This window comes from Psychrobacter sp. 72-O-c (assembly GCF_904846605.1).
In the GTDB taxonomy this organism is placed as follows: Bacteria; Pseudomonadota; Gammaproteobacteria; order Pseudomonadales; family Moraxellaceae; genus Psychrobacter.
Window position 1 is genome coordinate 1 of sequence record NZ_CAJHBI010000029.1, and the last position, 25,544, is coordinate 25,544.

The 25,544-nt window shown below is 44.1% G+C and carries 23 protein-coding genes and 1 pseudogene; 8 read left to right on the forward strand and 16 right to left on the reverse strand.

The genetic code is table 11. From position 1 onward, the window contains the following. Positions 1–152 precede the first annotated feature (152 nt). From JMX97_RS10570 to JMX97_RS10600, 8 genes and pseudogenes are all read right to left on the reverse strand, one after another. A complete protein-coding gene (locus tag JMX97_RS10570) occupies positions 153–923 on the reverse strand; it encodes a HupE/UreJ family protein (RefSeq protein ID WP_201557954.1) in 771 nt (256 codons plus the stop codon). Between the two features lie 50 nt (positions 924–973). Beyond that, the gene (gene ureG, locus JMX97_RS10575; RefSeq protein WP_201557955.1) at positions 974–1,669 is read right to left on the reverse strand and encodes an urease accessory protein UreG; all 696 of its coding nucleotides are present in this window, start codon (positions 1,667–1,669) and stop codon (positions 974–976) included. A gap of 57 nt (positions 1,670–1,726) precedes the next feature. Then, entirely contained in the window at positions 1,727–2,560 is an 834-nt protein-coding gene (locus JMX97_RS10580; RefSeq protein ID WP_201557957.1) for an urease accessory protein UreF, read from the reverse strand. Next, complete coding sequence (ureE, locus tag JMX97_RS10585; RefSeq protein WP_201557959.1) at positions 2,560–3,132, reverse strand: urease accessory protein UreE; 573 nt, start codon at positions 3,130–3,132, stop codon at positions 2,560–2,562. Before ureE ends, JMX97_RS10580 begins: the two co-directional genes overlap by 1 nt. A gap of 133 nt (positions 3,133–3,265) precedes the next feature. Beyond that, positions 3,266–5,098 (reverse strand): urease subunit alpha, encoded by a 1,833-nt coding sequence (gene ureC, locus JMX97_RS10590; protein ID WP_413786406.1) that lies wholly within the window; start codon positions 5,096–5,098, stop codon positions 3,266–3,268. 192 nt (positions 5,099–5,290) lie between these two features. Next, positions 5,291–5,533: pseudogene (gene ureB / locus JMX97_RS14045) on the reverse strand (urease subunit beta); the annotation flags it as partial. 45 nt (positions 5,534–5,578) lie between these two features. Next, complete coding sequence (gene ureA, locus JMX97_RS10595; protein WP_201557963.1) at positions 5,579–5,881, reverse strand: urease subunit gamma; 303 nt, start codon at positions 5,879–5,881, stop codon at positions 5,579–5,581. A 200-nt stretch (positions 5,882–6,081) separates the two neighbouring features. Next, positions 6,082–7,209: an urease accessory protein UreD gene (locus tag JMX97_RS10600; protein ID WP_201557972.1), complete on the reverse strand. Its 1,128-nt coding sequence runs from the start codon at positions 7,207–7,209 to the stop codon at positions 6,082–6,084. Positions 7,210–8,135: 926 nt separating this feature from the next. Between JMX97_RS10600 and clpP the strand changes: the two genes are divergently transcribed. The 3 genes from clpP to JMX97_RS10615 all read left to right on the forward strand — a co-directional run bounded on the left by clpP (position 8,136) and on the right by JMX97_RS10615 (position 11,568). Then, complete coding sequence (clpP, locus tag JMX97_RS10605) at positions 8,136–8,819, forward strand: ATP-dependent Clp endopeptidase proteolytic subunit ClpP (protein WP_413786405.1); 684 nt, start codon at positions 8,136–8,138, stop codon at positions 8,817–8,819. Positions 8,820–8,916: 97 nt separating this feature from the next. After that, positions 8,917–10,194 (forward strand): ATP-dependent protease ATP-binding subunit ClpX, encoded by a 1,278-nt coding sequence (clpX, locus tag JMX97_RS10610; RefSeq protein WP_201557973.1) that lies wholly within the window; start codon positions 8,917–8,919, stop codon positions 10,192–10,194. A 336-nt stretch (positions 10,195–10,530) separates the two neighbouring features. Continuing rightward, entirely contained in the window at positions 10,531–11,568 is a 1,038-nt protein-coding gene (locus JMX97_RS10615) for an SDR family NAD(P)-dependent oxidoreductase (RefSeq protein ID WP_227671559.1), read from the forward strand. Positions 11,569–11,696: 128 nt separating this feature from the next. Here the strand turns inward: JMX97_RS10615 and JMX97_RS10620 are convergent, their stop codons facing one another. The 3 genes from JMX97_RS10620 to argS form a co-directional block, all read right to left on the reverse strand. Beyond that, the gene (locus JMX97_RS10620) at positions 11,697–12,791 is read right to left on the reverse strand and encodes a PTS transporter subunit IIC (protein WP_201557974.1); all 1,095 of its coding nucleotides are present in this window, start codon (positions 12,789–12,791) and stop codon (positions 11,697–11,699) included. Between the two features lie 162 nt (positions 12,792–12,953). Further along, positions 12,954–13,784 (reverse strand): SPOR domain-containing protein, encoded by an 831-nt coding sequence (locus JMX97_RS10625; RefSeq protein WP_201557975.1) that lies wholly within the window; start codon positions 13,782–13,784, stop codon positions 12,954–12,956. A gap of 178 nt (positions 13,785–13,962) precedes the next feature. Next, positions 13,963–15,792, reverse strand: coding sequence for an arginine--tRNA ligase (gene argS / locus JMX97_RS10630; RefSeq protein WP_201557976.1), 1,830 nt, complete (start codon positions 15,790–15,792; stop codon positions 13,963–13,965). Between the two features lie 609 nt (positions 15,793–16,401). Between argS and JMX97_RS10635 the strand changes: the two genes are divergently transcribed. Then, the gene (locus tag JMX97_RS10635) at positions 16,402–16,620 is read left to right on the forward strand and encodes a DUF2788 domain-containing protein (RefSeq protein ID WP_201557977.1); all 219 of its coding nucleotides are present in this window, start codon (positions 16,402–16,404) and stop codon (positions 16,618–16,620) included. A 116-nt stretch (positions 16,621–16,736) separates the two neighbouring features. Here JMX97_RS10635 and cmoB read toward each other — a convergent pair whose 3' ends face one another. After that, positions 16,737–17,789 carry a tRNA 5-methoxyuridine(34)/uridine 5-oxyacetic acid(34) synthase CmoB gene (gene cmoB / locus JMX97_RS10640; RefSeq protein ID WP_201557978.1) on the reverse strand — a complete coding sequence of 351 codons (1,053 nt, stop codon included), beginning with the start codon at positions 17,787–17,789 and terminating at the stop codon, positions 16,737–16,739. A gap of 67 nt (positions 17,790–17,856) precedes the next feature. After that, positions 17,857–18,657 (reverse strand): carboxy-S-adenosyl-L-methionine synthase CmoA, encoded by an 801-nt coding sequence (gene cmoA / locus JMX97_RS10645; RefSeq protein ID WP_201557986.1) that lies wholly within the window; start codon positions 18,655–18,657, stop codon positions 17,857–17,859. 243 nt (positions 18,658–18,900) lie between these two features. Here cmoA and msrA point away from each other — a divergent pair, with 243 nt between their 5' ends. The 4 genes from msrA (at position 18,901) to JMX97_RS10665 (ending at position 22,830) form a co-directional block, all read left to right on the forward strand. Further along, entirely contained in the window at positions 18,901–19,422 is a 522-nt protein-coding gene (msrA, locus tag JMX97_RS10650) for a peptide-methionine (S)-S-oxide reductase MsrA (protein ID WP_201557988.1), read from the forward strand. Positions 19,423–19,643: 221 nt separating this feature from the next. Further along, on the forward strand, positions 19,644–20,324 hold the full coding sequence (gene tmpT / locus JMX97_RS10655) for a thiopurine S-methyltransferase (RefSeq protein ID WP_201557990.1): 681 nt from the start codon (positions 19,644–19,646) through the stop codon (positions 20,322–20,324). A gap of 31 nt (positions 20,325–20,355) precedes the next feature. Continuing rightward, positions 20,356–21,069 carry a DUF1499 domain-containing protein gene (locus tag JMX97_RS10660; protein ID WP_201557992.1) on the forward strand — a complete coding sequence of 238 codons (714 nt, stop codon included), beginning with the start codon at positions 20,356–20,358 and terminating at the stop codon, positions 21,067–21,069. Positions 21,070–21,327: 258 nt separating this feature from the next. After that, entirely contained in the window at positions 21,328–22,830 is a 1,503-nt protein-coding gene (locus tag JMX97_RS10665) for a lytic murein transglycosylase (RefSeq protein WP_201557994.1), read from the forward strand. Between the two features lie 124 nt (positions 22,831–22,954). On the opposite strand, the gene JMX97_RS10670 is transcribed toward JMX97_RS10665, so the two are convergent. The 3 genes from JMX97_RS10670 to murI form a co-directional block, all read right to left on the reverse strand. After that, positions 22,955–23,251 carry a hypothetical protein gene (locus tag JMX97_RS10670; protein ID WP_201557996.1) on the reverse strand — a complete coding sequence of 99 codons (297 nt, stop codon included), beginning with the start codon at positions 23,249–23,251 and terminating at the stop codon, positions 22,955–22,957. A gap of 134 nt (positions 23,252–23,385) precedes the next feature. Continuing rightward, positions 23,386–24,423: a DUF4062 domain-containing protein gene (locus JMX97_RS10675; protein WP_201557997.1), complete on the reverse strand. Its 1,038-nt coding sequence runs from the start codon at positions 24,421–24,423 to the stop codon at positions 23,386–23,388. A gap of 154 nt (positions 24,424–24,577) precedes the next feature. Next, on the reverse strand, positions 24,578–25,531 hold the full coding sequence (gene murI / locus JMX97_RS10680; RefSeq protein WP_201557998.1) for a glutamate racemase: 954 nt from the start codon (positions 25,529–25,531) through the stop codon (positions 24,578–24,580). Positions 25,532–25,544: the final 13 nt, after the last annotated feature.

Genomic DNA, 25,544 nt, shown 5'->3' on the forward strand with positions numbered 1-25,544 from the left:
TAAACCCTATCGAGCAGACATGGGCATGGATTAAACAAAAGCGTAAAGAGTGGCGTTTAGATTGTATTGATACGTTGTTCTTCTTATGGTTCTTTATCTGTGATAGTTGTTAGGTTCTTTGACTATATTTGAGTCACAATACAAATAACATTCTAAGTTAAAACAGGAATAAACACAGCGCCTAGCCCTAATACTACTAGCCCGCGTTGTAGCCAGAAACTACCACCGAGACGTTGCTGCAACTGCTGATTGATCAGTATACCGGCTGAGTATAACCCTAACATAGATACCATCATGCCTGCATAAAACCCTAGCTGACCTGCAGCACCAACCTGTGCGGGCACTTCCATCGCGTGTGCCATACCATGAAATACTGCCAAACCACCAAAACCAATACTCAGTAACGGTAAATAACGTGTGCTTAACGTGCGCATTGATGGCAACCTTGATGACGCTTTCTGCCCACTCCGCTGACCCATTAAAACAACGGCCAATACCACTACGGATAATAGTATTGCCCCCTCAATCAATCCAGCTGTTAGGCCAAAGGAAGCCGCAAACCCAAAACCTCCAAATAATGTAATAGCAGTGGCTAAAACCACGCCTAATGACAATCCTACTGTTAATGACCCCATCCCTATACGAGGCTTTTGCAATCCATAAAACAACATACCCATGCCTACTGCCAAAAACAGATGATCCAGTCCCGTCATTGGATGCATGAGTCCCACTTGTAAGGTGCTCAGGAACGAGGGAGCGTGCGCTACCGTTGATTGGATATGGCCTGAATGAGCCTGCGCCAATGAGGGCAGTAGTAGCAATGCCATTAGTGCAGATGAGCCAGCTGCGCTAATGCTAGGGTACGATAAAACCGATGAAAAACGAGAGGATTTTGTGCATGGTGTTTTTGTGCAATGTGTCATAGGGTCGCTCCTTAACAGTAATAGTCTGGTTGGCAATGATGGACGGTAGGCTAAGCCAGCATGCCATGTTCTTTAATAAAGGCGATGATCTCATTCACCCCATCACCCGTTTTCATATTGCTAAATATAAAGGGCTTATCACCGCGCATTTTTTTGGCATCTCGCGCCATGACTTCAAGCGAGGCACCTACCATCGGCGCAAGATCGGTCTTATTGATAATCAACAGATCAGACTTGGTGATACCAGGTCCGCCTTTCCGAGGTATTTTGTCGCCTGCCGAGACATCAATGACATATAGGGTTAAATCTGATAACTCAGGACTAAAAGTAGCCGCTAAATTGTCGCCACCTGATTCGATAATAATCATCTCTAAGCCTTCAAAGGTTGCTTGCAACTCAGCGATGGTCGTCAGATTAATCGAGGCATCTTCGCGGATAGCGGTGTGTGGACAGCCGCCTGTCTCTACGCCGCGGATGCGCTCAGCAGGCATGGCATTATTGCGAGTCAAAAATTCTGAGTCTTCCTTAGTATAAATATCATTGGTCACCACCGCCATATTGACGGTGTCGCGTAAGTTTTGGCACAGACGCAAGGTCAATGCGGTTTTGCCACTGCCCACAGGACCACCAATACCGAGACGTAAGCACGATAAACCAGATGAGGACAGCTGTGACGATTGATTCAGGCTATTAGTATCAGCGTTTGAGGTTTGCGGGTCTTGAGGTTTGAGCGGGGTTAGAGACATACTGAGCTCCTTAGACAGTTAGGGTAGCGGTAAATATAAATAAGGACAACTATAAAACTATGAGCGAAACAACCGACTGTATTGCTCCTCATGCTTGCTTGAGAGGATAGCCAGATTGGGTAGATTATTAGATAAATTAAGCCTCTCATAGAGTTGTTGGCATAACTGCTGGGCACGTTGATTATTAATAGCAGCTTGGTTATTAATATTGTCTTGGTTATCGACAACGCTTTGAGTGTTAATGGCATCTGACGTTATGAGTGTGGCAAAGGTTTGCTGCACTGTGTCACTAAGCGCATCTATCTGCGCAGTCAGCTCAATTTGCAACTGCCAAAGGATACGTTGACCTGCCATTTGTCCTAAAGGTACGGTCTTAACGGCGGCTAGCACCATGTTTTCTAATTGTGCAAAACCATAAGTGGTCATCGATTGAGCCAGCGGCAATTGCCAATGCTGGGCAATATGAGCAAACAGTGGCAAATAACCATCTTCTGGTACGTCGGCAGGTATGCCTAGCCTGAGAACTTCATTAAGCCAAGAGACCATCGCTTGTGCCAACTGCTGGGACTCAAGTACAAACTCCTTACTCTCCAAGCTGGCATGATAGTCGTGCGCGAGGTGCGTGGACAGTGCTTCATGGCGGTGATCAAGTGCTTGCATTATTAGCCCCAATACAGGCAACTCATAACCGATGACGGCAAGCTGCAAATAGTCTTGCATAAACGTAAGCGTGGTGCTCTCATCGTGAATAATTCCTGATTCAATCGCCGCTTCTACGCCTTGTGAGTAAGTATAGCTGCCGATCGGTAAGTTGCTCGATGCCAGCATAAGCAACTGCCCAAGCTGGCTATTCTGATTGTGCTGACTATCTGGCCCAGCGGTATCGATCATTATGACTGACCTACAGATTCATGGCTGCTGTGTTCATGGTTATGACTGTGCGAAGAGCTATGCGAATGGCTGTGCACTTGGTTGTGTGAGTGGCTATGACTCTGCCCCGACTGATAGGCCCCTGTTTCAGGCTCGAACGGCATTGAGGCTGCCTCAACCTGTAACCCAAGGCGCTCGAGCATTTGTGCAAGCACGTGGTCGTTTTCAAAATATAGAGCATAGCCTGCATCAGTGTGATCAAACATCAAAGGCACATGTCGGTTACCCAAATGATAGGCTCCTTTCATCAGCGTAAAATCATCATCCGCAGTCACTTTGGTCACAGCTTGCGGCTTGGCGATGACTTGGATCAACTCGCCTGCAGCATTGATAAGCACATCGTCGCCTTTAAGTGTGCCTGTACGGGGTAAATCAACGCCGACGCTCTCACCTGACACAGTGGTGGCTCTAAACCGAGAATGCTGGCGGGTGTCAAAATCTAAAAGCAAATAGTAAGCGGCTTGGTAATGCGCTGCTAATTGTATTTGCTGCTTATTATTAGGTGTCTGTAGACGGGTATTAAATATTTTCATAGGTGCTGTACTCTGGCTGCTGTTGCTCAAACTATTAGTTGATAATACTGACTGCGTAAAGTTTAGGGAAAAGGTAGAACGACGCCCAAACAGTCTGCTGTATCCAGTATTTCGGGCGTAAAGATCTAAAACCTTAAAATAAAAAATAGCGCTGCGCCATTGGCAATACATCGGCAGGCTCACAGGTTAGCGACTGCCCATCAGCTCGTACCTCATAAGTCTCAGGATTGATATCCATATCAGGGCAATAGCTGTTGAAACGCATGTCACTTTTACGGATATCACGAATACCATGCACCGGCTGGATAACTTTATTTAATCCGAGTTGCTTGTCCACTTGCTTGTCGATGGCGGCCTGCGACATAAAGGTAATGCTGGTCTGGGCAATAGATTTGGGGTACGTGGCGAACATGGGCCGATAATGTACCGGCTGAGGTGTGGGAATAGAGGCATTGATATCACCCATCGGCACAGCGGCAATGAGGCCGCCTTTAATGATGCATTCAGGCTTCACCCCAAAAAATTTGGGCGACCATAATACCATATCCGCCCATTTTCCTATTTCGATAGAGCCGACCATATCGCTTATACCGTGGGTAATCGCAGGATTGATGGTGTACTTTGCGATATAACGTTTTATGCGGAAGTTATCGTTGTTCTCACTATGATCATAGTCTGTCAGAGTAATGCGCTGGTGCTCATGTTCAATGTTAGCGGTCGCGTCTGGTGACAGATGGCCACGTTGGGCTTTCATCTTATGCGCGGTCTGCCACGTGCGAATGACGACTTCGCCCACCCGCCCCATCGCTTGTGAGTCACTACTCATCATCGAGATTGCCCCTAGATCGTGTAGGATGTCTTCGGCAGCAATGGTCTCTTGGCGAATACGACTTTCGGCAAAGGCAACATCTTCAGCGATAGCGGGACTGAGGTGGTGACAGACCATAAGCATGTCGAGATGCTCATCAATGGTATTAACGGTATAGGGGCGTGTCGGATTGGTTGAGGATGGCAAGACGTGCGACTCGCCGATAGCTTTTAGAATGTCGGGCGCGTGTCCACCGCCCGCCCCTTCGGTATGAAAGGTGTGAATACAGCGATCTTTAAAGGCGGCTAAGGTACTCTCAAGATAGCCACTTTCGTTTAAGGTATCGGTGTGGATGGCGACTTGCACATCATAGTCGTCAGCGACGCTCAAACAGTTATCGATGGCTTGCGGCGTCGTGCCCCAGTCTTCATGTAGTTTGAGTCCTATGGCACCCGCTTCGATTTGCTCAGCAATGGGGCCCGGCACACTCACATTACCTTTCCCCAGTAACCCAATATTCATGGCGATACTGTCAGTAGCCTTGAGCATCGAGCCAATATGATAAGCCCCTGGCGTACATGTAGTAGCGAGGGTCCCTTGCGCAGGCCCTGTTCCGCCGCCAAGCATCGTGGTCACCCCCGACATGAGGGCCGTTTCGCACTGCTGCGGTGCGATAAAGTGAATATGGCTATCAACACCGCCTGCCGTGAGGATTTTACCTTCGCCAGATATGATCTCAGTTGCGCCGCCAATAGGAATATCGATGGCAGGTTGGATGTCAGGATTGCCGGCTTTACCAATGGCGCTAATTCGACCATCCTTGATACCGATATCCGCTTTATAAATACCAGTATAATCCATGACCAACGCATTGGTAATAACGGTATCAGCAACCTCAGCGCCCAGCAACTGTCCTTGCCCCATACCATCCCGAATGACCTTACCGCCCCCAAATTTAACTTCCTCGCCTTTTATTTCGGGTGTTTTAGTTGTTTTGGTAGCGCTTTTATCACTCTGCGACTCATCTGCTTGGTGAGCAGTAGCATCCCGAACACTAGTCAAATCAACTTCAACTTGTATCCACAGATCAGTATCTGCTAGGCGAACTTTATCACCCGTAGTGGGGCCAAAATGCTCGGCATAGATACGCCTGCTCACCCTTTTTTGCGAGGTAGTTTGAAGTGGTTCTTGGACATTGCTTTGAGACGTCTTTTGGGCATTAATATCAGAGCTATCTTCATTTACAGTGGCTCTTACGCCAATCGATTTATTTATTGTGGCATTGAGAGTAACTGGCCCCATCGTACGCCCAGCAAAGCCATATACTGCCTGTTTACCGGCATAAGCGACCAGCTCAACCTCTCGTGACTGTCCGGGCTCAAAGCGTACCGCCGTACCAGGGATAATATTCAAGCGATAACCACGGGTCCGCGCTCTCTCAAAATCCAAGGCATCATTGACTTCGTAGAAATGATAGTGTGAGCCGATTTGGATAGGTCGATCGCCGGTGTTGGCGACACTGATGCGCTGTACCTGCCGTCCTTGATTTAAGATGATGTCGCCATCTTGGATATGGTATTCGCCTGCTTGCATGAGGGTCGCCTTATTTTAGAGTAATCATTTGAGTGCTATACGCTTCTATACGATGGGATTGTGTACCGTAACCAGTTTGGTGCCATCGGGGAACGTTGCCTCGATTTGTACTTCATCCACCATCTCTGCTACGCCTGTCATCACATCATCGGTGGACAGATAGGTCGCCCCTTCACTCATCAATTCGGCAACTCGTTTGCCATCTCTTGCGCCCTCCATAAGCAGCATACTGATATAAGCGATGGCTTCGGGGTAGTTGAGTTTAACGCCGCGATTTTTGCGCCGCTCAGCGACCATGCCAGCAGTAAACAGCATGAGTTTGTCTTTTTCCGTGGGAGTCAGATGCATGGGCGTTCCTTATTGTATTTGTAGCAACGTGCCACTGGTATGAATTTTTCTTGCGAGCGGTTCGCAAACATGACAGAGGCTGTAAAGAATTTATCGCAGTAGCGCTGTACTGTTTCTAAATTGAATTAACTGTGCCAGGCAAGACAATATCTATTATGGCTCAATATCTAATTTAACCTGACATTTAACCTAATATAAAATCACGTATCCCAAATTCTTGGACGACAAGGCTCAAGTTGCCACCAATGGTCACGCAGGACTTCTCTAAGCTGATAAAACGCTTCAAAACATGCGCGCACATCCGAACCGATATAGCGGATATTAACTGCTTGGTAGTTGTGAGTGCAATAGATAGGCAGTCCAGCTTGGGCAATCGCTTGCCGTAACATTAATACCGTACTGTCTAAATAAAGGGTTGACGCCTGCTTAATGATTGCTTGCGCGGTCGCTGTTGACTCTGCTGTTTTTGACTCTAACGGTATTGGCTTTTCATGTACGTCACTCAAGCTTGGCACCGCCCAAAATGACCCATAGACGTGCTGTCCAGCTAGCCCCAAAGCAGACGTAAACCAGCGGCTTTGCGCCGACTGCGCCACACGTTCAGCAACAATTACCCGTCCTTCTCGATAGATATTTAGCCCTGTATGGTAGCGCCCTTGCATAAACTGCTCGTCATAGGCCTGCCGCCCAAACACGCTAATCTCCCACGTCATCAAACTAGATGAGGCTTGTAGATCAAAGCGACTGGTCGCATGCATGTTGGCCTCGTTGTAAATAATACTTTCTTGTGGCAGCCACTCTAAGCGCGCGTGCGCCTTTAAACTGGCTTGCACGTGCTGGCTGGCATGTTCAGCGATGCCAGGTTGATCCGTATCTTTACCATCTACGACATTATTATTTTCTCTTATAGTTTTTCCATCAAGCTTTGACTGCATGTCTGAGTGAATGTCTGAGTGAATGTCTGATTGCATTTCTAACTGATTGTCTGATTGACGATTCGAGGATTTTCTTTGTTGGCTGATACTGTCTTTACCATACCATTTACCCGCCCCTGGGGTGGTAATGACCGCGTGGCTATTTTGATCTAAGCAGATGTCTATGGTCAGCGTGTCACCTCCGGCAATCCCTGCTGGAGGATACAGCATCAGTATATGGCAGATACCCTGTTGAGCACGAGGTTCAGGATATAAGGGACGCTGTACCATAAGTGCACCAGTATGCTTGCGATGATACAGCCGAGTTTTGGGCTCGACTGTGCTCGTACTTTTAGTGGTAATCGTACGTTTGATAGTGTCAAAACTTAAGGCTAAAGAAGATGGCCAACTCATTTTATCTACTCATCTGATATAGTGATATTTACCGAATAATTCAAAACCAACCGCAACCGACACGGTAGACGCTACTACGAACCGTTAAGCAATAACAAATAAAGTTTTTGGTATTGCTATAGGGTGTGCTGTTCGCAGGTATGATAGAGGCTGCAAAGAATTCATCTCAGTAGCACTGGGTCGTTTCTAAATTGTATTAAGTATATCCCTACAATCCTTGTGCCAACTCATGTAAGTGCGCTACTTAGTAAAGTTATCTAAAATAACTAACGTGTTGATTTTATTTTACTTTTAATTATCGATGTCTTCTTATCCTAGTGACAAATTTATTTTATACATTTATCAAACGCCGATTAACTATGCTCACTTCTTGAATATACTCCCATCCGCACCAAAACTGTACAACTTACTACCATGGATGCACCATCCTTTAGCATCTTCTCTCTATTTAGCCTAGTGTTATATCAACAGATAATGGACAGGTTATATTTAATGAACAATGTAGTCTGGTACTAATATGAGTTGGCGTTTAAGCTAATTTTGTAGCGTCACTTATTAAATTTGTCTTACAAATGCCCTGACAAATCTTGTTGGGGCATTTTTATTGGCATTTTATGAGCTTAGCCCTTGATAAATGACCGCAGACGCCCTATCAATAGGAAATAATTTATCATTTGTCACATTAAAACGTTATTATTAGCGCATTAAAAAAGTTACCATTACTGCCATTATTTCTAACACAGCTTTGTAGCAAAACTCAGTTATTGTTACTGCTATCTATTGTTGTCAGTTATTGTTATTGCCAATTGTTGTCATCATTTGCTATCAACAGCCGTCAACATCAATAATGATAAGCGCCCATAAAAGATCAATTACTCGCTAATATTAACTTTTTTATTTTAAACTCTTATCAATAGGATCTCTCTATGACAGATTATGACCGCATCACCTCTAACCCGCATTTTGATATGCTAATGAGTGCGCACGACACTACGCAAAGTGCTCAGAACACCCAAGGCGCACTGGTTCCAATGGTGGTTGAACAATCGGCGCGCGGTGAACGCTCGTTTGATATTTTTTCACGCCTATTACGTGAGCGCGTTATCTTTTTGACGGGTCAAGTCGAAGATCATATGGCCAATCTTATTGTAGCGCAGCTGCTGTTCTTAGAAGCCGAAAACCCTGATAAAGACATTCATTTATATATCAACTCGCCAGGCGGTTCCGTCAGTGCGGGCTTGGCCATTTTTGATACCATGAACTTTATCAAGCCTGAAGTGTCTACTATCTGTATGGGCGGTGCTTATAGCATGGGTTCGTTCCTTTTGGCCGCTGGTCAACGAGGCAAACGTTATGCATTGGCTAACGCTCGCGTGATGATTCACCAACCTTCAGGTGGTGCTCAAGGTCAGGCAACTGATATCGAAATTAATGCTCGTGAAATTTTAAAAACTCGTGCTCGCTTAAATGAAATTTTGGCTGAGCGTACTGGTCAACCGGTAGAGAAAATTGAAAAAGACGTTGAGCGTGATTTTTGGCTAGATGCTAAAGAAGCAAAAGAATATGGTCTGATCGATGAAGTATTAGAGCATCGTCCTACTTCTTTATAAGCGCTGTTTATGAGCGCTATGCGTCTCAGTACTGACATGAGTACTGACATAAATCGTTAGAATATTTGTAAGTTTTAAATTTTAGGAGTGCCTTCGTATGGCAGAAGATAAAACACCGCAGTGCTCGTTTTGCGGCAAAGCCAAAAGTGACGTCAAACAGCTAATCGCCGCTGACGACGCCAATATCTGTAATGAATGTATTGAACTATGTACGGACCTCATTGCAGATAGTGCCGACAGTGACGATGATTCTGAAGGCGAGCTTGATACCTCTTGGGTCAATAAAAAATTGCCCACCCCTAAGGAATTACGCGCCCAATTAGATGAATATGTCATCGGACAAGACGGTGCTAAAAAAGCCCTATCGGTTGCCGTTTATAACCACTATAAGCGTCTAAAAGTCAGCCAAACCTTAGCCAATGATAGCAAAAAATCTAAGATTGGTGCTGATGAGGCGATGGTTGAATTAGCAAAAAGTAACATCTTACTTATCGGACCGACCGGTTCTGGTAAGACGTTACTAGCGCAGACCTTAGCGCGCTTGCTAGATGTGCCTTTTGCTATGGCTGATGCCACTACCTTGACTGAAGCTGGTTATGTTGGTGAAGACGTTGAGAACATTGTGCAAAAGCTATTGCAAGCAGCTGATTATGATGTGAGCAAAGCTGAGCAAGGTATCATCTATATTGATGAGATTGATAAAATCAGTAAAAAAGGCGACAACCCGTCTATTACGCGCGATGTATCCGGTGAAGGCGTGCAGCAAGCCTTGCTAAAGCTTATCGAAGGTACGGTTGCCGCTATTCCACCGCATGGTGGCCGTAAGCACCCACAGCAAGAGCTGATCCAAGTCGATACCAGCAATATCTTAATCATTGTTGGCGGTGCGTTTGGCGGACTTGATAAAGTTATCCAACAGCGTACTGAAAAAACTGGCATTGGCTTCAACGCTGACGTCAGCTCAAAGGACGACAGTGCCCGGAGCTCAGACTTACTACAGCAAGTCGAGCCTGAAGATTTGATTAAGTTTGGTCTTATTCCAGAGTTAATCGGTCGTCTGCCGGTCCTTGCGGCTCTAAGAGAGCTAGATGAAGAAGCGTTAGTTCAGATATTGACTGAGCCGAAAAATGCGCTAGTAAAACAGTATAAATACCTGTTCGATATGGAAGGCGCTGATATTAGTTTTACTAAAGAGGCGCTCGACGCCATTGCGAAAAGAGCCATGGCGCGTAAAACGGGTGCTCGTGGTCTGCGTTCTATCGTTGAAAACGCTCTATTAGAGACTATGTATGAGCTGCCTTCTATGAAGGATGCTAAAACGGTTGTGGTTGATGAGCAAGTTATTAATGAAGGCAAAACGCCTAAAATTGCTTAGTCTATAATTAGGGTGATACTTAATAGTAAGATAAGTTGATTCTTACTAATTGGCTTGTCTTATAAAGATGGCGTCTGGCATTCTCATGCTAAGACGCCTTTTTTCGTCTACTGACATGTTACTTAATGAACCTTCGTTATCGAACAGCAGTTGTAAAATGACAGGTGCGTCTATCAATGGTAGTCAGAGCTAAGGATAAATCGTGCTAAGGTAACTTTGGAAGCAACTTCTAAAGAATTTTTGAAAGAAACCTTGAAAACAACTTTAAAAGTTACCTTTATAAAGCAAAGGTTAAAGTTATCAACTTATCACCAATGATACAAAGGACTGTTTATCATGCTAAATAACATTACTGCTATGGCTGACTCACTGCGCCAACACTTACCTTTTTCTTCAAACGTTGCTCAAAATCACGACGTTGCGTCTTACTATCATAATCACGTAGCAGCAGTGACCGGCGCAGGGTCTGGCATGGGGCGCGAGCTTGCCTGTCATCTAGCAAAAATGGGCTGCCATTTGGCCTTGTCTGATATCAATGCTGAGCAGCTGGCACAGACAAAAGAATTGCTCGTAGGCTACGATGTTAACGTGACAATAACTGTACTGGATGTCTCAGATAAAAAGGCAGTCGATGCGTGGGCTGATAGCGTGATGATAGCGCACGGTAAGGTTAATTTTATCTTCAATAATGCGGGTGTGGCGCTGTATTCTACCGTGGAAGGCAGCAGCATCAGCGAGCTTGAATGGGTCATGGATATTAATTTTTGGGGCGTGGTTTATGGCACCAAGGCATTTTTACCCTTGATTAAAAATAGCGTCAAACAAAGCGAGTCTGATGCCAGCACTGACAGCAAAAGTAATAAATCACGTCAGTTCGATGAGCATGGTCATATCGTTAATATCTCAAGTCTCTTTGGTTTGACCGCGCAGCCTTCGCAATCCGCTTACAATGCCAGCAAATTTGCGGTACGCGGCTTTACAGAAAGCTTGCGTCAAGAGTTGGATATTCAGCGCTGCGGCGTGTCAGCAACTTGTATCCATCCGGGTGGTATCAAGACCAATATTGCCAATAGTGCACGCGGTAATGACAGCATAAGTGATATCGGTATGCGTAGCGGTCGCAAAGCCATCAGTAGCTTTAATAAACTTCTAAAATTTGATGCTAGTGACGCCGCTTGGATCATTCTTCATGCCGCAGCGACAAACCAAACTCGTTGCTTGATTGGTAATGACGCCAAAATAGTAGATGCTGTGCAGCGCGTATTCCCAGCAAGCTATAGCAAGGTGCTCAACGATGTCAATAAGCTGGCTCGTAAGCTAAAGCGCAAAAAACGCTCAAAACCTGACGCTAAAAAATCTGCTTCGGCAGGATAAAACCTCAGTGCTATGAAAAATAAAAATCAACATAAGAAAAGCCCAGTTAGCAATTGATTACTAGCTGGGTTTTTCTTATGCTATATCGATGTTTTTTGTAGCGGTTTTGCAGTTCGATGACTGTAAAACTAAGGCAGTTTCATATCCCCATCAACCAGCCAGCCAATTCGGCGCATGATATGTGCCACTAACCAAGCGATGACAGCGGGTAGTACAAACATTAATAATATAATCGCTGTCCACAGCTGTGTGCTGCTCATGATCTCCTGTGAGGCTTCAATAACGCCAAATACCCCCACCAGTCCTGCCGTACCCATCCCTGCGCCTGTTGCGGTACAAGCAAGTCCAAAGCCAACGGTAGCAATCGGGCCAACAATGGCACTGGCTATGACTGCGGGCAATAAAATTAAAGGTTTTTTGAGCACATTGGGAATCTGTAACATACTGGTGCCCAACCCCTGAGATATCATTCCACTAAAACCATTGTCCTTAAAGCTCGCCACCGCGAAACCAATCATATGCGCCGCGCAACCGACCACAGCAGCACCGCCAGCTAAGCCGCCAAGGCCGATAGCAATACAGATTGCCGCGCTTGAGGTTGGTAGGGTCAATAAGATACCAACCACGACTGCAATGACGATACCCATTAATAGGGGCTGAAGCGTAGTCGCGGCTTGGATACCTTCACCGATAGCGTTCACAGCGGTAACGACAGGTGGATTAAGCAAAGCACAAACGGCTAATGCCACCGCGCATACTAATAATGGCACCAGTAAAATATCAAGTTTGGTTTTGCCAGCAACCCACGTGCCTGCGCGGTACGCGAAGACTACTGACAAATACGCCCCAATCGGATTGCCCGGTAAGGCGACAAACGTCGCAGGTCCGCCTACCTGCGGGGTAAATAGCGTCCCTGCCATCAGCGCCTCGGAATGTGCGCCCAACATGCCCGCCACTAGGCAGCTGAGCATGACCAGTGTCGGTGCTTTGAGATAATAAGCAATACCTACACCGATTCCTGCTCCCATTAACACCGAAGCCAGCTTACCTACGGCAACTAACGCGGGTAATTGTAGCCAACCGCCAATTTGCGAGATAATAAGCCCGGCAATTAAAGTTACAAATAGCCCCAGTGCCATACCGGTAAAGGCATCAATAAAGTACTTTTGAAAAAATGCTTTGATAGCGCTGGGAGGGTTTACAGTGGATTCAGATACAGTCATGGACGTACTCTTCATTGACGTTTTAATAGAGATGTAACATTAAAAAGCTGAATAAAATGGATCTATTAAAAAAAACGTATAAAAAAAGCGTCGTTGTGACGCTTTCATCTAATAAATGACATTAATCTACCTAGCTATAAACCTAAGGGCCTAGCCATAAACTTAACGGCGCTGCTCAACGATAATAGAATCAATACCGTTATTTTGTAACCGTTGCTGCGCACTGGCGACCGCTTGACGATTATTCATCGGACGCGAAATAACCTGATAAATAGGCAAACCGTTACCTGTGGTATTTTTGACAACTTTGGCATCGACACCGGCCATTAATACTTGTGCGCGTCGACGATCTGCTTCATCAGCATTACCAAAACTGTTAATTTGTAAAATATAGGTTGCTGCAGGTGCAGCCTTTTGTACACTGGCAGTGCCTGTAATTGCTCCAGCATTGTTAGCTCGGTTTGAGGTACTATTATTATTACTGCTAGCAGGCGGCGTGCCATCGTAAGTAGCGTCTTCTTCAACGATAACAATATCGTTAGCGTCGTTTGCACCAGCAGCGTTGTTGCCCCTACTAGGCTCAATTACCGTACTTTCAGAGATACCAAAGTTACCGGTATCACCGTCGCGATTGGCCGAGTTGTTCTCAGGCTGAGTAACCACCGCGTCAGGTTCGAAGTCACTGATATCTCCTATTCGACTATCATCCATCTCCCCAATATCTTCATCAGGAATAGTCGCCATCTCTTGGTTTGGTAAAATATCATAAAACTCATAATCACCGTTATCAGTATCCGTATCAACGCGCGGTTGGACTTGCCGATCGGGATCAGATACAGTGCTATCAGCAGGACTAAAATTAAACAAGGGTGAGAGGTATAAAAACACCCCAATCATAAGGGTCAATACTGCCCCGACAAACATCCATAATAAGCCGGATACGCTACTGCCTTTGCGCTTTTCAGTGGCACCTTTGGGTTTTTTGGCTAACATGGAACGTGTTCTCCCTACCGAATCTAACAGTGTTGATGAGCTGTCATTATGTGCTGTTTTTATAACTGATGTTATATTAACAAGCGCGAGACGCTTTGCGCCTTTATATATTTATACTGCTGCGTTTTTAAGGCGGCCGTATTGATGCTGCTATATTTTTAAAGCTATAGATCTAACCCTACATACTAGACGGTGCTGACAGCCCTAATAAGCGTAGACCATTGGCCAGTACTTGGCGCACCGCTTTTGATAAACGCAAACGCGCTTGCATCATCTCAAGCTCAGCTTGATTGGGTGTTTCACCTGAGGTTAGGCTCACCGGCAAGATACGATTGCTGTCATACCAGCCATGGAATAATGCGGCTAACTCTTTTAGATAATTGGTCAAGATATGCGGCTCATAGCCAGTGGCTGAACGCAACAGGGTAGCAGGATACGCGGCAAGTAGCTTGATTAACTCATCTTCGCTAGGCGCTATAAGCAAGTTTTGCTGCTGCGCACCGGTAGCATCATCCACACTCAGACCACTGGCGGCTAATTTCTCTAATACACGGCAAACGCGAGCGTGAGCGTATTGAATATAATAAACCAAATTATCTTTACTTTGTGATTTGGCAAGTTCTAAGTCAAAATCAATGTGCACCTCAGGCTTACGCGCCACGTAGTAGAATCGTGCCGCATCATTGCCGACTTCGTGACGTAATTCACGCAAGGTTACGAACTCACCTGTACGCGATGACATAGGTACCTTTTCATCGCCACGCCATAAGGCTACAAACTGTACCAATACTACATCTAGACGATCAGAATCAATACCAAGCGCTAATAGTGCCGCTCGGACACGCGGCACATAGCCATGATGGTCAGCGCCCCAGACGTTAACGACTTTATCAAAGCCGCGATCAAACTTATTCTTATGATAAGCGATATCTGAGGCGAAATAAGTGGTTTGACCATTGGCACGGCGTACGACTCTGTCTTTTTCATCACCAAAGTCAGTCGACTTAAACCAGATATTGCCATCTTTTTCGTATAGATAGCCTTTATCATCTAGTATCTGTAGGGCTGGTTCAATATCAGCATCGATAGTTTTTTCATGAAACCAACACTCATAACGCACGCCAAACTCATTCAAATCATCTTTGATATCGGCCAAAATACCACTTAATGCGGCATTTAAAAACAGCTCATAGCCGTCACCAAGCAAGGCTTTACTATTGACAATTAAACCATCGATATGAGCTTCTTTATCACCCGATAACAGTACTTTTTCGCCATTAGCATTGATTTCAAATTGCGCGTCAGCTGGTACGTTTTTTACAACTTCTACAAAGCCGTGCAGGTAGCTGTTACTATGTTGTGTTGTTAATCTCTCTGCAATATCACGGACATAATTGCCTTGGTAGCCGTTAACTGGAAACTGGACACTTTCGCCATTACTTTCAAGATAACGTAAATAGGTGCTAGTGGCGAGAATATCCATCTGCCGACCGGCATCATTGACATAGTATTCGCGCGTAACATCATAACCAACCGCCTGCAGCAAGTTTGACACACTCATGCCAAACGCCGCGCCGCGACCGTGACCCACATGTAAACTGGAGGTCGGATTGGCTGATACGAATTCAACTTGGACTTTTTGTCCGTCAAACTGCTTACTCAAACCAAAGCACTCTTGCTGATTGAATATATCATCTAATACGGCAAACTTAGCTTCAGCGTTTAAGAACACATTAATAAAACCGGGCCCAGCAATGTCTACTTGGCGAATATCTTTGTTATCCGGCAGTGACTGGACAATTTTTTCTGCCAACGCACGTGGATTGGTTTTGGCAGCTTTAGCAGCAGTCATAGCAATATTACTGGCGAAATCACCATGACTGGCATCTTTAGTACGAGTAATTTGGCTGTTATTTTGCCAATCAGCCGGTAGCGTGCCTTCGTTTTTGAGGACTTGTACTGCATTATCAAATAATGAAGCTAATGTATCAATTTGGGCTTGTGACATAAGACTATAAACTCGGATAAATAAACAATAAAAATGAGCAAGAAGAAATAGGATCAATATGCGTTGTAATTGTTAATGATGATTCTAGTGATGACTCATTTTTTATTATGAAAGTGACCATCATCAAACTACTGATATTAAATACAGCCAATATTAGGATGACATTAAAATATAGAAAGATAAAATAATAAGAAAAGATAAGTAACCTGTAAATATAACAACCTTTACGCTTCATTGCACCATTTGCGCCAAAAATAGCATTAATTTTTTTACATCAACTGTGCATGGCCAATGCATAACTCATCAGTCAATAACCATTATAAGCGTCTAATGACTTGGCAGTCGGGTTGATTGTAGCCTTCCTGTTGCCTCAGGGTTGGCAACAGTTTATAGCTTCTTGGTTACGGAGTATAATAAGGCTTTATATATTGTCTAACGATTTGTTCTATTCTGCTATCTTTGCTGTTGGCTTTGATTACCATTAGCCGCTATCTAATGCTCCTTTTAGCGTATTTGCTGTAGAGTATGGTTGTAAAATGCGGCTATTAACCAATAGCAAAATAATTATCAGAAAACAAATCACATTACTATTTTATTTAGGATAACGCCATGTTTGCGATTGCTGCCAGTACCGTCACCAGCTGGGGACTGTATGTTTTATTACCGATATTTATTGCCTTCTTATTTTTTGTTATTTGGGATCTCTCTAAAAAATCCGATGCGGGCCGCGCGGGTACCTTCTGGATGTTTTTAGCTCTGGGTGCTGGCTTTATAGGATTCGTACTCAAGATTCTAATAGAAGTCGCCTTTAAAAAATGGTTTATCTAAAGAGTTGTTTGAAAGCTCATCATATTTTATATTGAATCAACTATAGCTCTTAAATTGAAAAAAGCTCTTGGATTAAAAAAATTCGGGCTCTATAAATTGAGACCCTATAAATAATGCTACTTTTTAGCAATTAAAGTGGCGCGTTTGGGTGCTGGATAGCCCTCACAAGTTTTTGTTGGGTCGTTGGGATGCAAAAATTCTGCTAGCGAATGATACGTCATCCAATCGGTTTTGCGCTGCTCATCAATTGAAGTCACAGCCACATCAACGCAGCGGATTTCAGAAAATCCAGCCTTTGCAAGCCAGCCCATAAGCGCAGACACTGACGGTAAAAAATACACATTGTTCATTTGCGCATAACGGTCATGCGGTACCAATATCGTATTAGCATCGCCGTCTATCACCAAGGTTTCCAGTACCAACTCACCCCCTTTTACCAGCTGCCCCTTAAGCTGTTGTAAGTGCTCAAAGGGTGATTGGCGATGATAGAGTACGCCCATACTAAATACCGTATCGAACAGTTGGCTATGCTCAGGTAATGCTTCAAGTGGTACTGGAATATAATGGGTGCGGTAGTCATCAGCGGCTCCTATGAAATGCCGAATCGCCATAAATTGATGATAGAACAAGCATGACGGGTCAACGATTATCACACAATCTGCGCCTGCCCCTGTCATACGCCAACCGTGATAGCCAGAACCGCCACCAACATCTAATATCCGTCGGCCTTTTAAGTTACCCAAATGCGGCGCGACTCGTTGCCACTTCCAATCACTACGCCACTCGGTATCAATCACTATTGGCTCAACTTCGCTACTATCAGCTTGACTACTACCAATCTGACTGCTTCCAATTTGAAAAGGCCCTTTGCGCCACGGCATCAGTTGCTGCAATAAGGCAATGGTTTGCTTACGTTCAGAATCACTAAGCGTGGCTCCAATCGTCGGTGTGCCGCTATCTAAATCTACCTTATCAACCGATATCTTAGGTAAACGTGCTACTGCTGCTTGATAGGCAGGCGCATGGGCATAGTTACGCTTGTCTTTAATTTGATTCAACCATTCAGGCAATAGCGATAACCACTTATAAGCCCTCGGCTGCTGCTGAGCTAGTGCTAATAAGGTTAAATATAGTTCGCGTTCAGCGTGGATAATGGTGTCATTGGTCATGCAAGCAGTTACCGTGATTGTTGGGGAATAAAAATAGGATGGAAATGGACTTTTTGAATAAGTAACGTTATTTAAAAGCCACAATAGAGACAAAGTTTAAAAACTGAAACCAGGTCAGATGACGCTCAAAACCAATTTTAGATAGACGAGCATGATGTTCATCCAAAGTATCGGTAATCAACACGTTCTCTAACGCATTACGCTTACCGCTAATTTCCATCTCGGTGTAACCATTGGCGCGCTTAAAGTCGTAATAGCGCTCAACCAACCAGGCATCATACTGCTCATCAAAGGCGTGGGTCTTTTCAGTCAATACCAAAATCCCACCTTCACTTAATGCAGCATAAATTTTACTCAGTACCGCCACCCGATCCGCTGCTGGCAAAAACTGCAACGTTAAATTTAAAATAACCATATCACAAGGTTCAAGCTCAATATCTCTGATATCAGCCGTGATAACTTCAATATCATGCTCGGGATAATTGTCACTGAGTACCGTACGCGCCTCGATAGTCATTGCTGGTGAAATATCCACTGCTTTAATTTGCAAGTCGTGCGATGCAAATTCGCCAGCCAGCGCCATACTGGCTCCACCAAGAGAACAGCCCAAATCATAAACACGGCTCACCCTTTGACCACTCTCACTTTGTTGGCGGTACTTACCATGTCGCCGTGCAAATATCGGCAGCATCGCTAGTACTTGACCATAGCCCGGTACACTGCGGCGAATCATATCTGGAAAACAGGCAACGACTTGCTCATCAAAGGAGAAACGCGCGGCCTTATCCAGTGGCGTAGTGAACAAGGTGTCATGTTTAACAGTATCGTGTTGGATAGTAGATTCTGGCGATAAAGGAGAGTGACTCATGAAATGGCTCGTCTTGTGATGGTTCATTTTTTGATGTTAATAAAACCTTGCTTAGAAGCAATTTAGCGAATAACTTCTATGCTTTAGAGATCATATGCTTAGCAAAAGCCCATTATAACATTACTGTTTGTTACTAATAGCCAGCTTCTTGACTGATAAGCTAAATACATAGCATTAAGAATCATCTCATTTCTAATCGTTGATTTTTATAACTGTTTATATTTATAACAACAGGATAATTTTATGCAAAATATTATATTAGGTGGTGGCTGCTTTTGGTGCACCGAATCGGTATTTTTAGCCTTAAAAGGCGTAGAGTCAGTCGTCTCAGGTTATATGGGCGGCGAAGCCACTACAGCCAATTACCAAACTGTATGTAGCGGTAATACTGGACACGTTGAAGTTATCAACGTTACGTTTGATGAGTCTGTCCTACCGCTAGAAGTGCTACTTGATATTTTCTTTGGCACTCATGATCCTACGACTAAGGACCGTCAAGGTAATGATGTCGGCAGCCAATACCGCAGCGTAGTGTATTATACGGATGAAGATCAAAAGCCAACCGTCGATCGTACTATTAATAAGCTACGCGATATGGGCGTTAACATCGTTACTGAAGTTCACCCCGCCGTTGAATTTTATGTTGCTGAAGACGATCATCAGGATTTCTTTAATAGAAACCCAGGACAGGCCTATTGCAATTTTGCTATTCCGCCTAAGCTTGCTAAACTTCGTAAAGAATTTAGTAAATATATGGTTGGCTAAAGCGTATACTGAGTTAAATGTAAAAACTTAACTTTTAAGTTAATGTCTAATAAAGAGCCAAGTGTGGATGCGCTTGGCTCTTTTTTAATTTATCGTTATCACTAGCTTCATATGGTGAAAGCCGTTAACGTCTAGTAACGCTCATTATCAAAATTTTAGTAAACAACAGCATCTTCGAAAGCCACCGTTAATAAAAACTATCAAATATAAAGGCTATAATAATGAACCCTGAATTCTGGCAACAACGCTGGCAGGACAAGCGTATTGGCTTTAATCAACCGGAAGTAAATCCACTATTGATTAAACACTTTCCGGCCTTAAATTTGCCAACCGATAGTAGAGTATTTGTACCGTTATGCGGCAAATCAGTTGACATGATATGGTTAGCAAGCCAAGGTTATGAGGTAGCTGGGGTCGAATTGGTTGAGTCGGCCGTTCAAGCATTCTTTACTGAGAATAATATCTCGCCTACAGTAACGAGGCATGCTGATAATCCAAACATTAAGTGCTATCAAGGCCAGATTTTAGGTCAGACGATAGAGTTATGGGTCGCTGATATCTTTGCACTTAAGCCCGAAGACCTTGGTCAAGTTGATGCGATTTATGATAGAGCAGCGTTGATTGCCTTGCCAGCAGATATGCGCCTAAAGTATAGCGAAAAAGTGCGGCAGCTTAGTAGCAATATCAGTAGCCGTGCTAGCGGTAATGCACCGCAACTACTATTAACGCTCAACTATGATCAAAGTGAAAGGAACGGGCCGCCGTTTTCGATTAGTAGCGAGCAAGTCCAACAATATTATAGCAGTCATTATAGAATCACTGAGCTTGAAGGTAAGCCATCAATATTAAACGCAGCGCCAGAGCTGGCTGTGACTGAACATGTTTGGTTATTAAGTGATTAATTGAGTGATTAAATAATAATGGAAAAATCTAATGAAAATTTTAGTTAGCCTTACGAGTTTAATTGCCTTTTTGCTGGTCGTGTTAGCAGGTCCTCTTTATAAGTTTGGTATTATTGAATTAGGCACTGCGTTTACAGGATTTAAATTTGGGGTGTATGCCGGTATTGCAGCGCTTGTACTGCTTGCACTACAATTTTTATTAAGACGTAAAACGGTAACGCTGGGCAGTGCAATTATGGCGGTGGTACTTTCTGCAATTGCTATAGCAATGCCTCTGAGTATGATGAGTAAAGCCAAAAGCGTACCGCCCATTCATGATATTTCAACCGATTTAGTCAACCCACCTGAGTTTATCACTATTGCCCCGCTACGCGCTGACGCACCAAACCCGGTAGAGTATGATGGTATCGAGACCGCAGAGCAACAACGTACAGCATATCCTGAACTCAGAACCCTTAGCTATCCGCAGCCAAAAGCTGAGTTAGTAGCAGCTGTTGAACAAGCGGTCAAAAACTTAGGCTGGGAGTTAGTAAATGCTGATGCTAGCAAAGGTAGCGTGGAGGCAACAGATACCACGATGTGGTTTGGTTTTAAAGATGATGTCGTGGTACGTGTTAATGATGAAGGCAGTGAGCGTTTGGTTGATATTCGTAGTAAATCGCGTATTGGCGGTAGCGACTTAGGCAAAAATGCAGAGCGTATTCATACTTTAATTGAAGAGCTAAATGCTGTGTTGGCTAAATAATTAATTTTGAAGGTGAGTATAAGACTACTGAATCCGAACTAAATAATGCGACTATTAAACATCATCAAACGACAGTAAATGATATTAGCTTTTTACCCAAATCCCTCCCAACCTCACACCGACGTCAGCTTATAGTAACCAGGTGCGTCTATACCTTTTCTTTATCATTAATATTGGTTACTCTAAACCAATCTCTTCATATTGAACTTTTTATTTTATTATCAACCTTGCCACCACTTATGTTTATAGGATATTTTCATGCGTTTGACTCAGTTGACTACTTTTTCTCTGCTCAGTGCTGCGATTGGCTTAAGTCTAGCCAGCACTGCCCAAGCCGCTCGACCAGAAGCACCAAACTTATCCAATGCTGAGCTACAACAATGCTTAAGCACCCTTAAAAACAGCAGTCAATTTCGCGACGTATCCGATTCAACCTTTGAGCGCTATCGTCCAAGCGAGCCTGATCCTAGCGTTATTCAGTCATTAAATTATCAGCCTGAATTTCAAAAGGACGTTTGGGATTATCTATCAGCGTTAGTGGATAAAGAACGGGTAGAAGATGGTATTCGTGCCAAGCAGCAGTGGGCAAGCACATTGCGCCAGATTGAATCGCGCTACGGTGTCAAAGCCGAGCACGTTTTAGGGGTGTGGGGTGTAGAGTCAAACTTTGGCCAGACTTTGGGTAAAAAACCCTTGTTTGAGTCATTAGCGACGTTGTCTTGTTTTGATCGCCGCCAAAGTTACTTTCGTGGTGAGTATGCCAATGCGCTAAAAATTGTGCAAAATGGTGATATTAATCCCAGTGATATGACTGGCTCTTGGGCAGGCGCGTTTGGACAAACACAGTTTATGCCCGGTACTTTTTTAGACCTGGCAGTAGATTTCGATGGCGATGGTCGCCGCGACTTGGTCAATAGTGTGCCCGATGCGCTCGCTTCTACCGCAAACTTCTTATCCAAGCGCGGTTATCGTACAGGTGAGGCCTGGGGCTATGAGGTCAAACTCCCTAGCGGATATTGGGCAGTGTCCGATCGTAAAGACAAAAAGTCTATGAGTCACTGGCGCGATCAAGGCTTGACGCTTGCTAATGGCAGTCCACTGCCTTATGACTTAAGTAGTGCCGGACTGCTATTGCCAGCCGGTAAAGGTGGCCCTGCTTTTTTAGTGGGTAAAAACTTCGATACGTTTTACTCGTACAATGCCTCAGAAAACTACGCATTGGCAATCGCCCATCTTTCTGACTTAATCACAAAATCGGATAGCAGTAAGACCGACTTTATAACAGCATGGCCAACCGATGACCCTGGTATTAGTCGCCAGCAGGCCAGAGACATTCAGCAAGCTTTATTAAATGCTGGCTACGATATCGGCGGCGTTGATGGCATTATCGGCGACAATACTCGTACTGCCATTCAGCAATATCAGACCAGCCGTGGCATCTTTCCTGCTGATGGACGTGCAGGACAAAAGTTTTATGGCTCAATCGTTGGAAACTCTGCTCCTAGCAGCTTCCAGAATAGTAACCAGTATGGCAATCAATATGGTCAGCCGTCGAATAGCCAACCTTTGACCCCAGCATCTGGGGATCGCATGGGGCAACTGATTAAACAACAAACTACCTCGCCTACTAGCACTTATTCACCTCAATCGTCAGCTCAGCCAGCATCAGTTCAGCCATCAAGGTCTAGCAATCAACGCTATCGCCGCGTTATCGGTGCTGATGGCGTCGTGAACTTAGTACGTGTTGATGAAGGTTCTTAGTATAGGGTTCTTGATATTAGACAAATAAAAAACCACGCCTAATTGGCGTGGTTTTTGTTTTCATTAATGTATAAGAAATGGATTGGTATTTATAACCATTCAAGCCATTTAATTTACAAGTAGATTAGACGAACGGTGGTGGATTGGGTTTGCCATTTTCGCCATCCCAGTTTTCGCGCGCTTTATCATCAAGATCTGCTGGCGTTTTTGGCTCCCACTTGCCATTTTCTTTCCAAGTCGCATCGCCCCAATCTTCTTTTTCCTTTTCATCCCAATCATTATAGGTCTTACTGGGATCAATACCACGGCGCTTCATATCTGCTACTTGCTCTTCTAGGGTATGAAACTGATCGGCGTCATGCATCGCTTCTGCTTGTTTATCGATATCACTCATTAATTCGTCGCGTTTAGAGTTAGTCATATTACTCTCCTCAATCAGTCAATATTTATGGTGTTTATTATTACCAGTTTACAGTAAATTAACAACTGCTGGCACGTATGCTTTGTATTACAAAACGTAGCAATGGGCACAATTTATCTATAATTGAGGCTTTACTACTCATTAGGTGCCTTTGGCTGACCTTTCTTAAATAGATTTTGGGCATAAAAGGTCAGTTTCCACATCTCTTGTGATACCCGAGTACCATAAGTCGTCAACTGAATCCAGTTTGCACCGACCAATACGCGTTGTAGTCTGTTTAAATCATTTTGAGCAATTCTGCAGCGTGAGATGGCATGGACATTAGGCATCTCCCGTTTAACCTCTTGGTCAGCTTTAGAGGATATCAAACGATTAATACAGCTTTGTAAACTATAGCTTGAAAAAGTCTCTGGAATTTTTGCTAAGGCATGTAGTATTTCTTGCCATGTTAAAGTCATCATCCTAGTGATATCTGACAGATTACCACCCTCATAAGCTTGGGCGCTATATTGAATGGTAAAAGTTTCTATCAATTTAAGCGGTTTGTTCAAACTATTAGCAGTGACACTGTTTTCAGAAACAATATTTTCAGAAATGCTGTTTTCAGCGAGACTAATATCTCGCTGAACAGCCTTACTGGTAGATAAGGGAGATATATACTGCGCAGTGATCCTTTGTAGGTTAGACTTTTCAGGTTTCTCACTCATCCTTACCCACCCATCCTTTACTTCATGGTTTGAGACCATATTTTCATAAGCATAGATAAGCAGTTGCTCGATATTAGTATCCATATCATAGTAATACACATGCTTTGCTTGCTGTTGAACAACACGGGTAAAGTCTTGCAATTGCCGACTAACGTCTGCGGCTTCATGATGAGTCTTAATTAATATTAATAAAGGTTTGAGCTTAGCTTTAGCACTCAGATAGCTTAGATGCATTTGACTGACACCCATATCTTTGGCCGTGCCGTAACTGTCACCAATAACTACTAGCGTATAATCACAAGCATCAATGCACTGGCGACCGTATAACGTAGCTTGCGGTAATTTGCTAGAGACATCGTAGGTTAGAAAGGCTCGTGCTTGAAAAAATATCGCCAAACTATCTAAGACCAGCGGTTGCTCGTTGTCAGCGCATACGACATGAATATGATAACGACGATTAGGCACAATAACCCTCTAAGTTTAGACAGCAGTATCAAAAATGACATAAAAACAAGCACAAGTATCGATTATTGAAACCTCTAGCCTAGCATAATCTTCTCGAGATGCACGCAGTTTATTTTTATTTGCCACATCTTATATTTGGTCATCGTAGCCTATACTAACAATACCGTTGCAAACATATCTGCGTACCCAGCAGACGCTGTATCAGCATACCAAGCTTGTCATCATATTTACTGGCATAAAAAATTAGAGGCGGCCGAATATTCGTGTTATTAACAGTCGTCCTGCTACTATCTATACTACTATGCGCACTACTAGTAGGCAGTGCCAGTAGCTGGTTTTTTACCAATAGCTGCTTCACGCGTTCAGCAATTGCTTTTCCTGAGTCAACCACGTCCATAGAAAGTTGTTGTGACTCAATCTCTTGCAATAAAAATGGTTTAAAAAATGGATAGTGTGTGCAACCTAACACCAATTGATCAATGCCCTCTTGAGCAAATCCTTGTACTTGCTGGCGTAAGCGCTGGGCAGTTTCGGAGTTCTCTGGCATACCTGCCTCTACCCAGGGTACCAGTTGGGGGTCAAAATATTTAGTCACTAACGTCTGGTTTGGCAGAGCAATATTAGTAATAACTTGGTTAAGTAACGTGCCATTTAAGGTCGCTTTAGTGGCTAATACCGCCACATGACCACTTTTACTGGCCAGTATCGCAGGCTTCAATGCCGGTACTAAGCCGACGATAGGCAACTGCGGATAACAGCGCCGGGCGGTCTCCAAAGCATAAGCCGAGGCACTATTACAGGCAATGACGATCAGTTTACAGCCTTGCTGATATAACCATTCTACCGCTATTAATGTTAGCGTCTCGATCTCTTTACTGTCACGACTGCCGTATGGCACATGCAAGGTATCGGCATAATAAATATAATGCTCATCGGGTAATTGCTGGGCCAAATGCAGATAGACTGATAGACCACCGACTCCTGAGTCAAATAAGCCAATTGGTGCATTGCGCTCTTTGTTAACCATTGCCTTATTAAAAGCGACAGCATCAAAAGCAGCCGATTGAGTTTTCACATCACTGCTTATTTCATTTGCGGTAAGGCTCATAGTCAGTTTACCA

Bases quoted from the DNA above. Each gene is read 5' to 3' on its own strand.
- JMX97_RS10570 (WP_201557954.1), bottom strand. From the start codon at position 923: ATGACACATTGCACAAAAACACCATGCACAAAATCCTCTCGTTTTTCA.
- ureE (WP_201557959.1), bottom strand. From the start codon at position 3,132: ATGAAAATATTTAATACCCGTCTACAGACACCTAATAATAAGCAGCAA.
- JMX97_RS10660 (WP_201557992.1), top strand. From the start codon at position 20,356: ATGAAAATTTTAGTTAGCCTTACGAGTTTAATTGCCTTTTTGCTGGTC.
- JMX97_RS10600 (WP_201557972.1), bottom strand. From the start codon at position 7,209: ATGAGTTGGCCATCTTCTTTAGCCTTAAGTTTTGACACTATCAAACGT.
- cmoB (WP_201557978.1), bottom strand. From the start codon at position 17,789: ATGACCAATGACACCATTATCCACGCTGAACGCGAACTATATTTAACC.
- JMX97_RS10580 (WP_201557957.1), bottom strand. From the start codon at position 2,560: ATGATCGATACCGCTGGGCCAGATAGTCAGCACAATCAGAATAGCCAG.
- JMX97_RS10620 (WP_201557974.1), bottom strand. From the start codon at position 12,791: ATGACTGTATCTGAATCCACTGTAAACCCTCCCAGCGCTATCAAAGCA.
- argS (WP_201557976.1), bottom strand. From the start codon at position 15,792: ATGTCACAAGCCCAAATTGATACATTAGCTTCATTATTTGATAATGCA.
- cmoA (WP_201557986.1), bottom strand. From the start codon at position 18,657: ATGAGTCACTCTCCTTTATCGCCAGAATCTACTATCCAACACGATACT.
- JMX97_RS10665 (WP_201557994.1), top strand. From the start codon at position 21,328: ATGCGTTTGACTCAGTTGACTACTTTTTCTCTGCTCAGTGCTGCGATT.
- JMX97_RS10625 (WP_201557975.1), bottom strand. From the start codon at position 13,784: ATGTTAGCCAAAAAACCCAAAGGTGCCACTGAAAAGCGCAAAGGCAGT.
- ureG (WP_201557955.1), bottom strand. From the start codon at position 1,669: ATGTCTCTAACCCCGCTCAAACCTCAAGACCCGCAAACCTCAAACGCT.
- clpP (WP_413786405.1), top strand. From the start codon at position 8,136: ATGACAGATTATGACCGCATCACCTCTAACCCGCATTTTGATATGCTA.
- msrA (WP_201557988.1), top strand. From the start codon at position 18,901: ATGCAAAATATTATATTAGGTGGTGGCTGCTTTTGGTGCACCGAATCG.
- clpX (WP_201557973.1), top strand. From the start codon at position 8,917: ATGGCAGAAGATAAAACACCGCAGTGCTCGTTTTGCGGCAAAGCCAAA.
- tmpT (WP_201557990.1), top strand. From the start codon at position 19,644: ATGAACCCTGAATTCTGGCAACAACGCTGGCAGGACAAGCGTATTGGC.
- JMX97_RS10670 (WP_201557996.1), bottom strand. From the start codon at position 23,251: ATGACTAACTCTAAACGCGACGAATTAATGAGTGATATCGATAAACAA.
- ureA (WP_201557963.1), bottom strand. From the start codon at position 5,881: ATGCATCTGACTCCCACGGAAAAAGACAAACTCATGCTGTTTACTGCT.
- murI (WP_201557998.1), bottom strand. From the start codon at position 25,531: ATGAGCCTTACCGCAAATGAAATAAGCAGTGATGTGAAAACTCAATCG.
- JMX97_RS10635 (WP_201557977.1), top strand. From the start codon at position 16,402: ATGTTTGCGATTGCTGCCAGTACCGTCACCAGCTGGGGACTGTATGTT.
- JMX97_RS10615 (WP_227671559.1), top strand. From the start codon at position 10,531: ATGCTAAATAACATTACTGCTATGGCTGACTCACTGCGCCAACACTTA.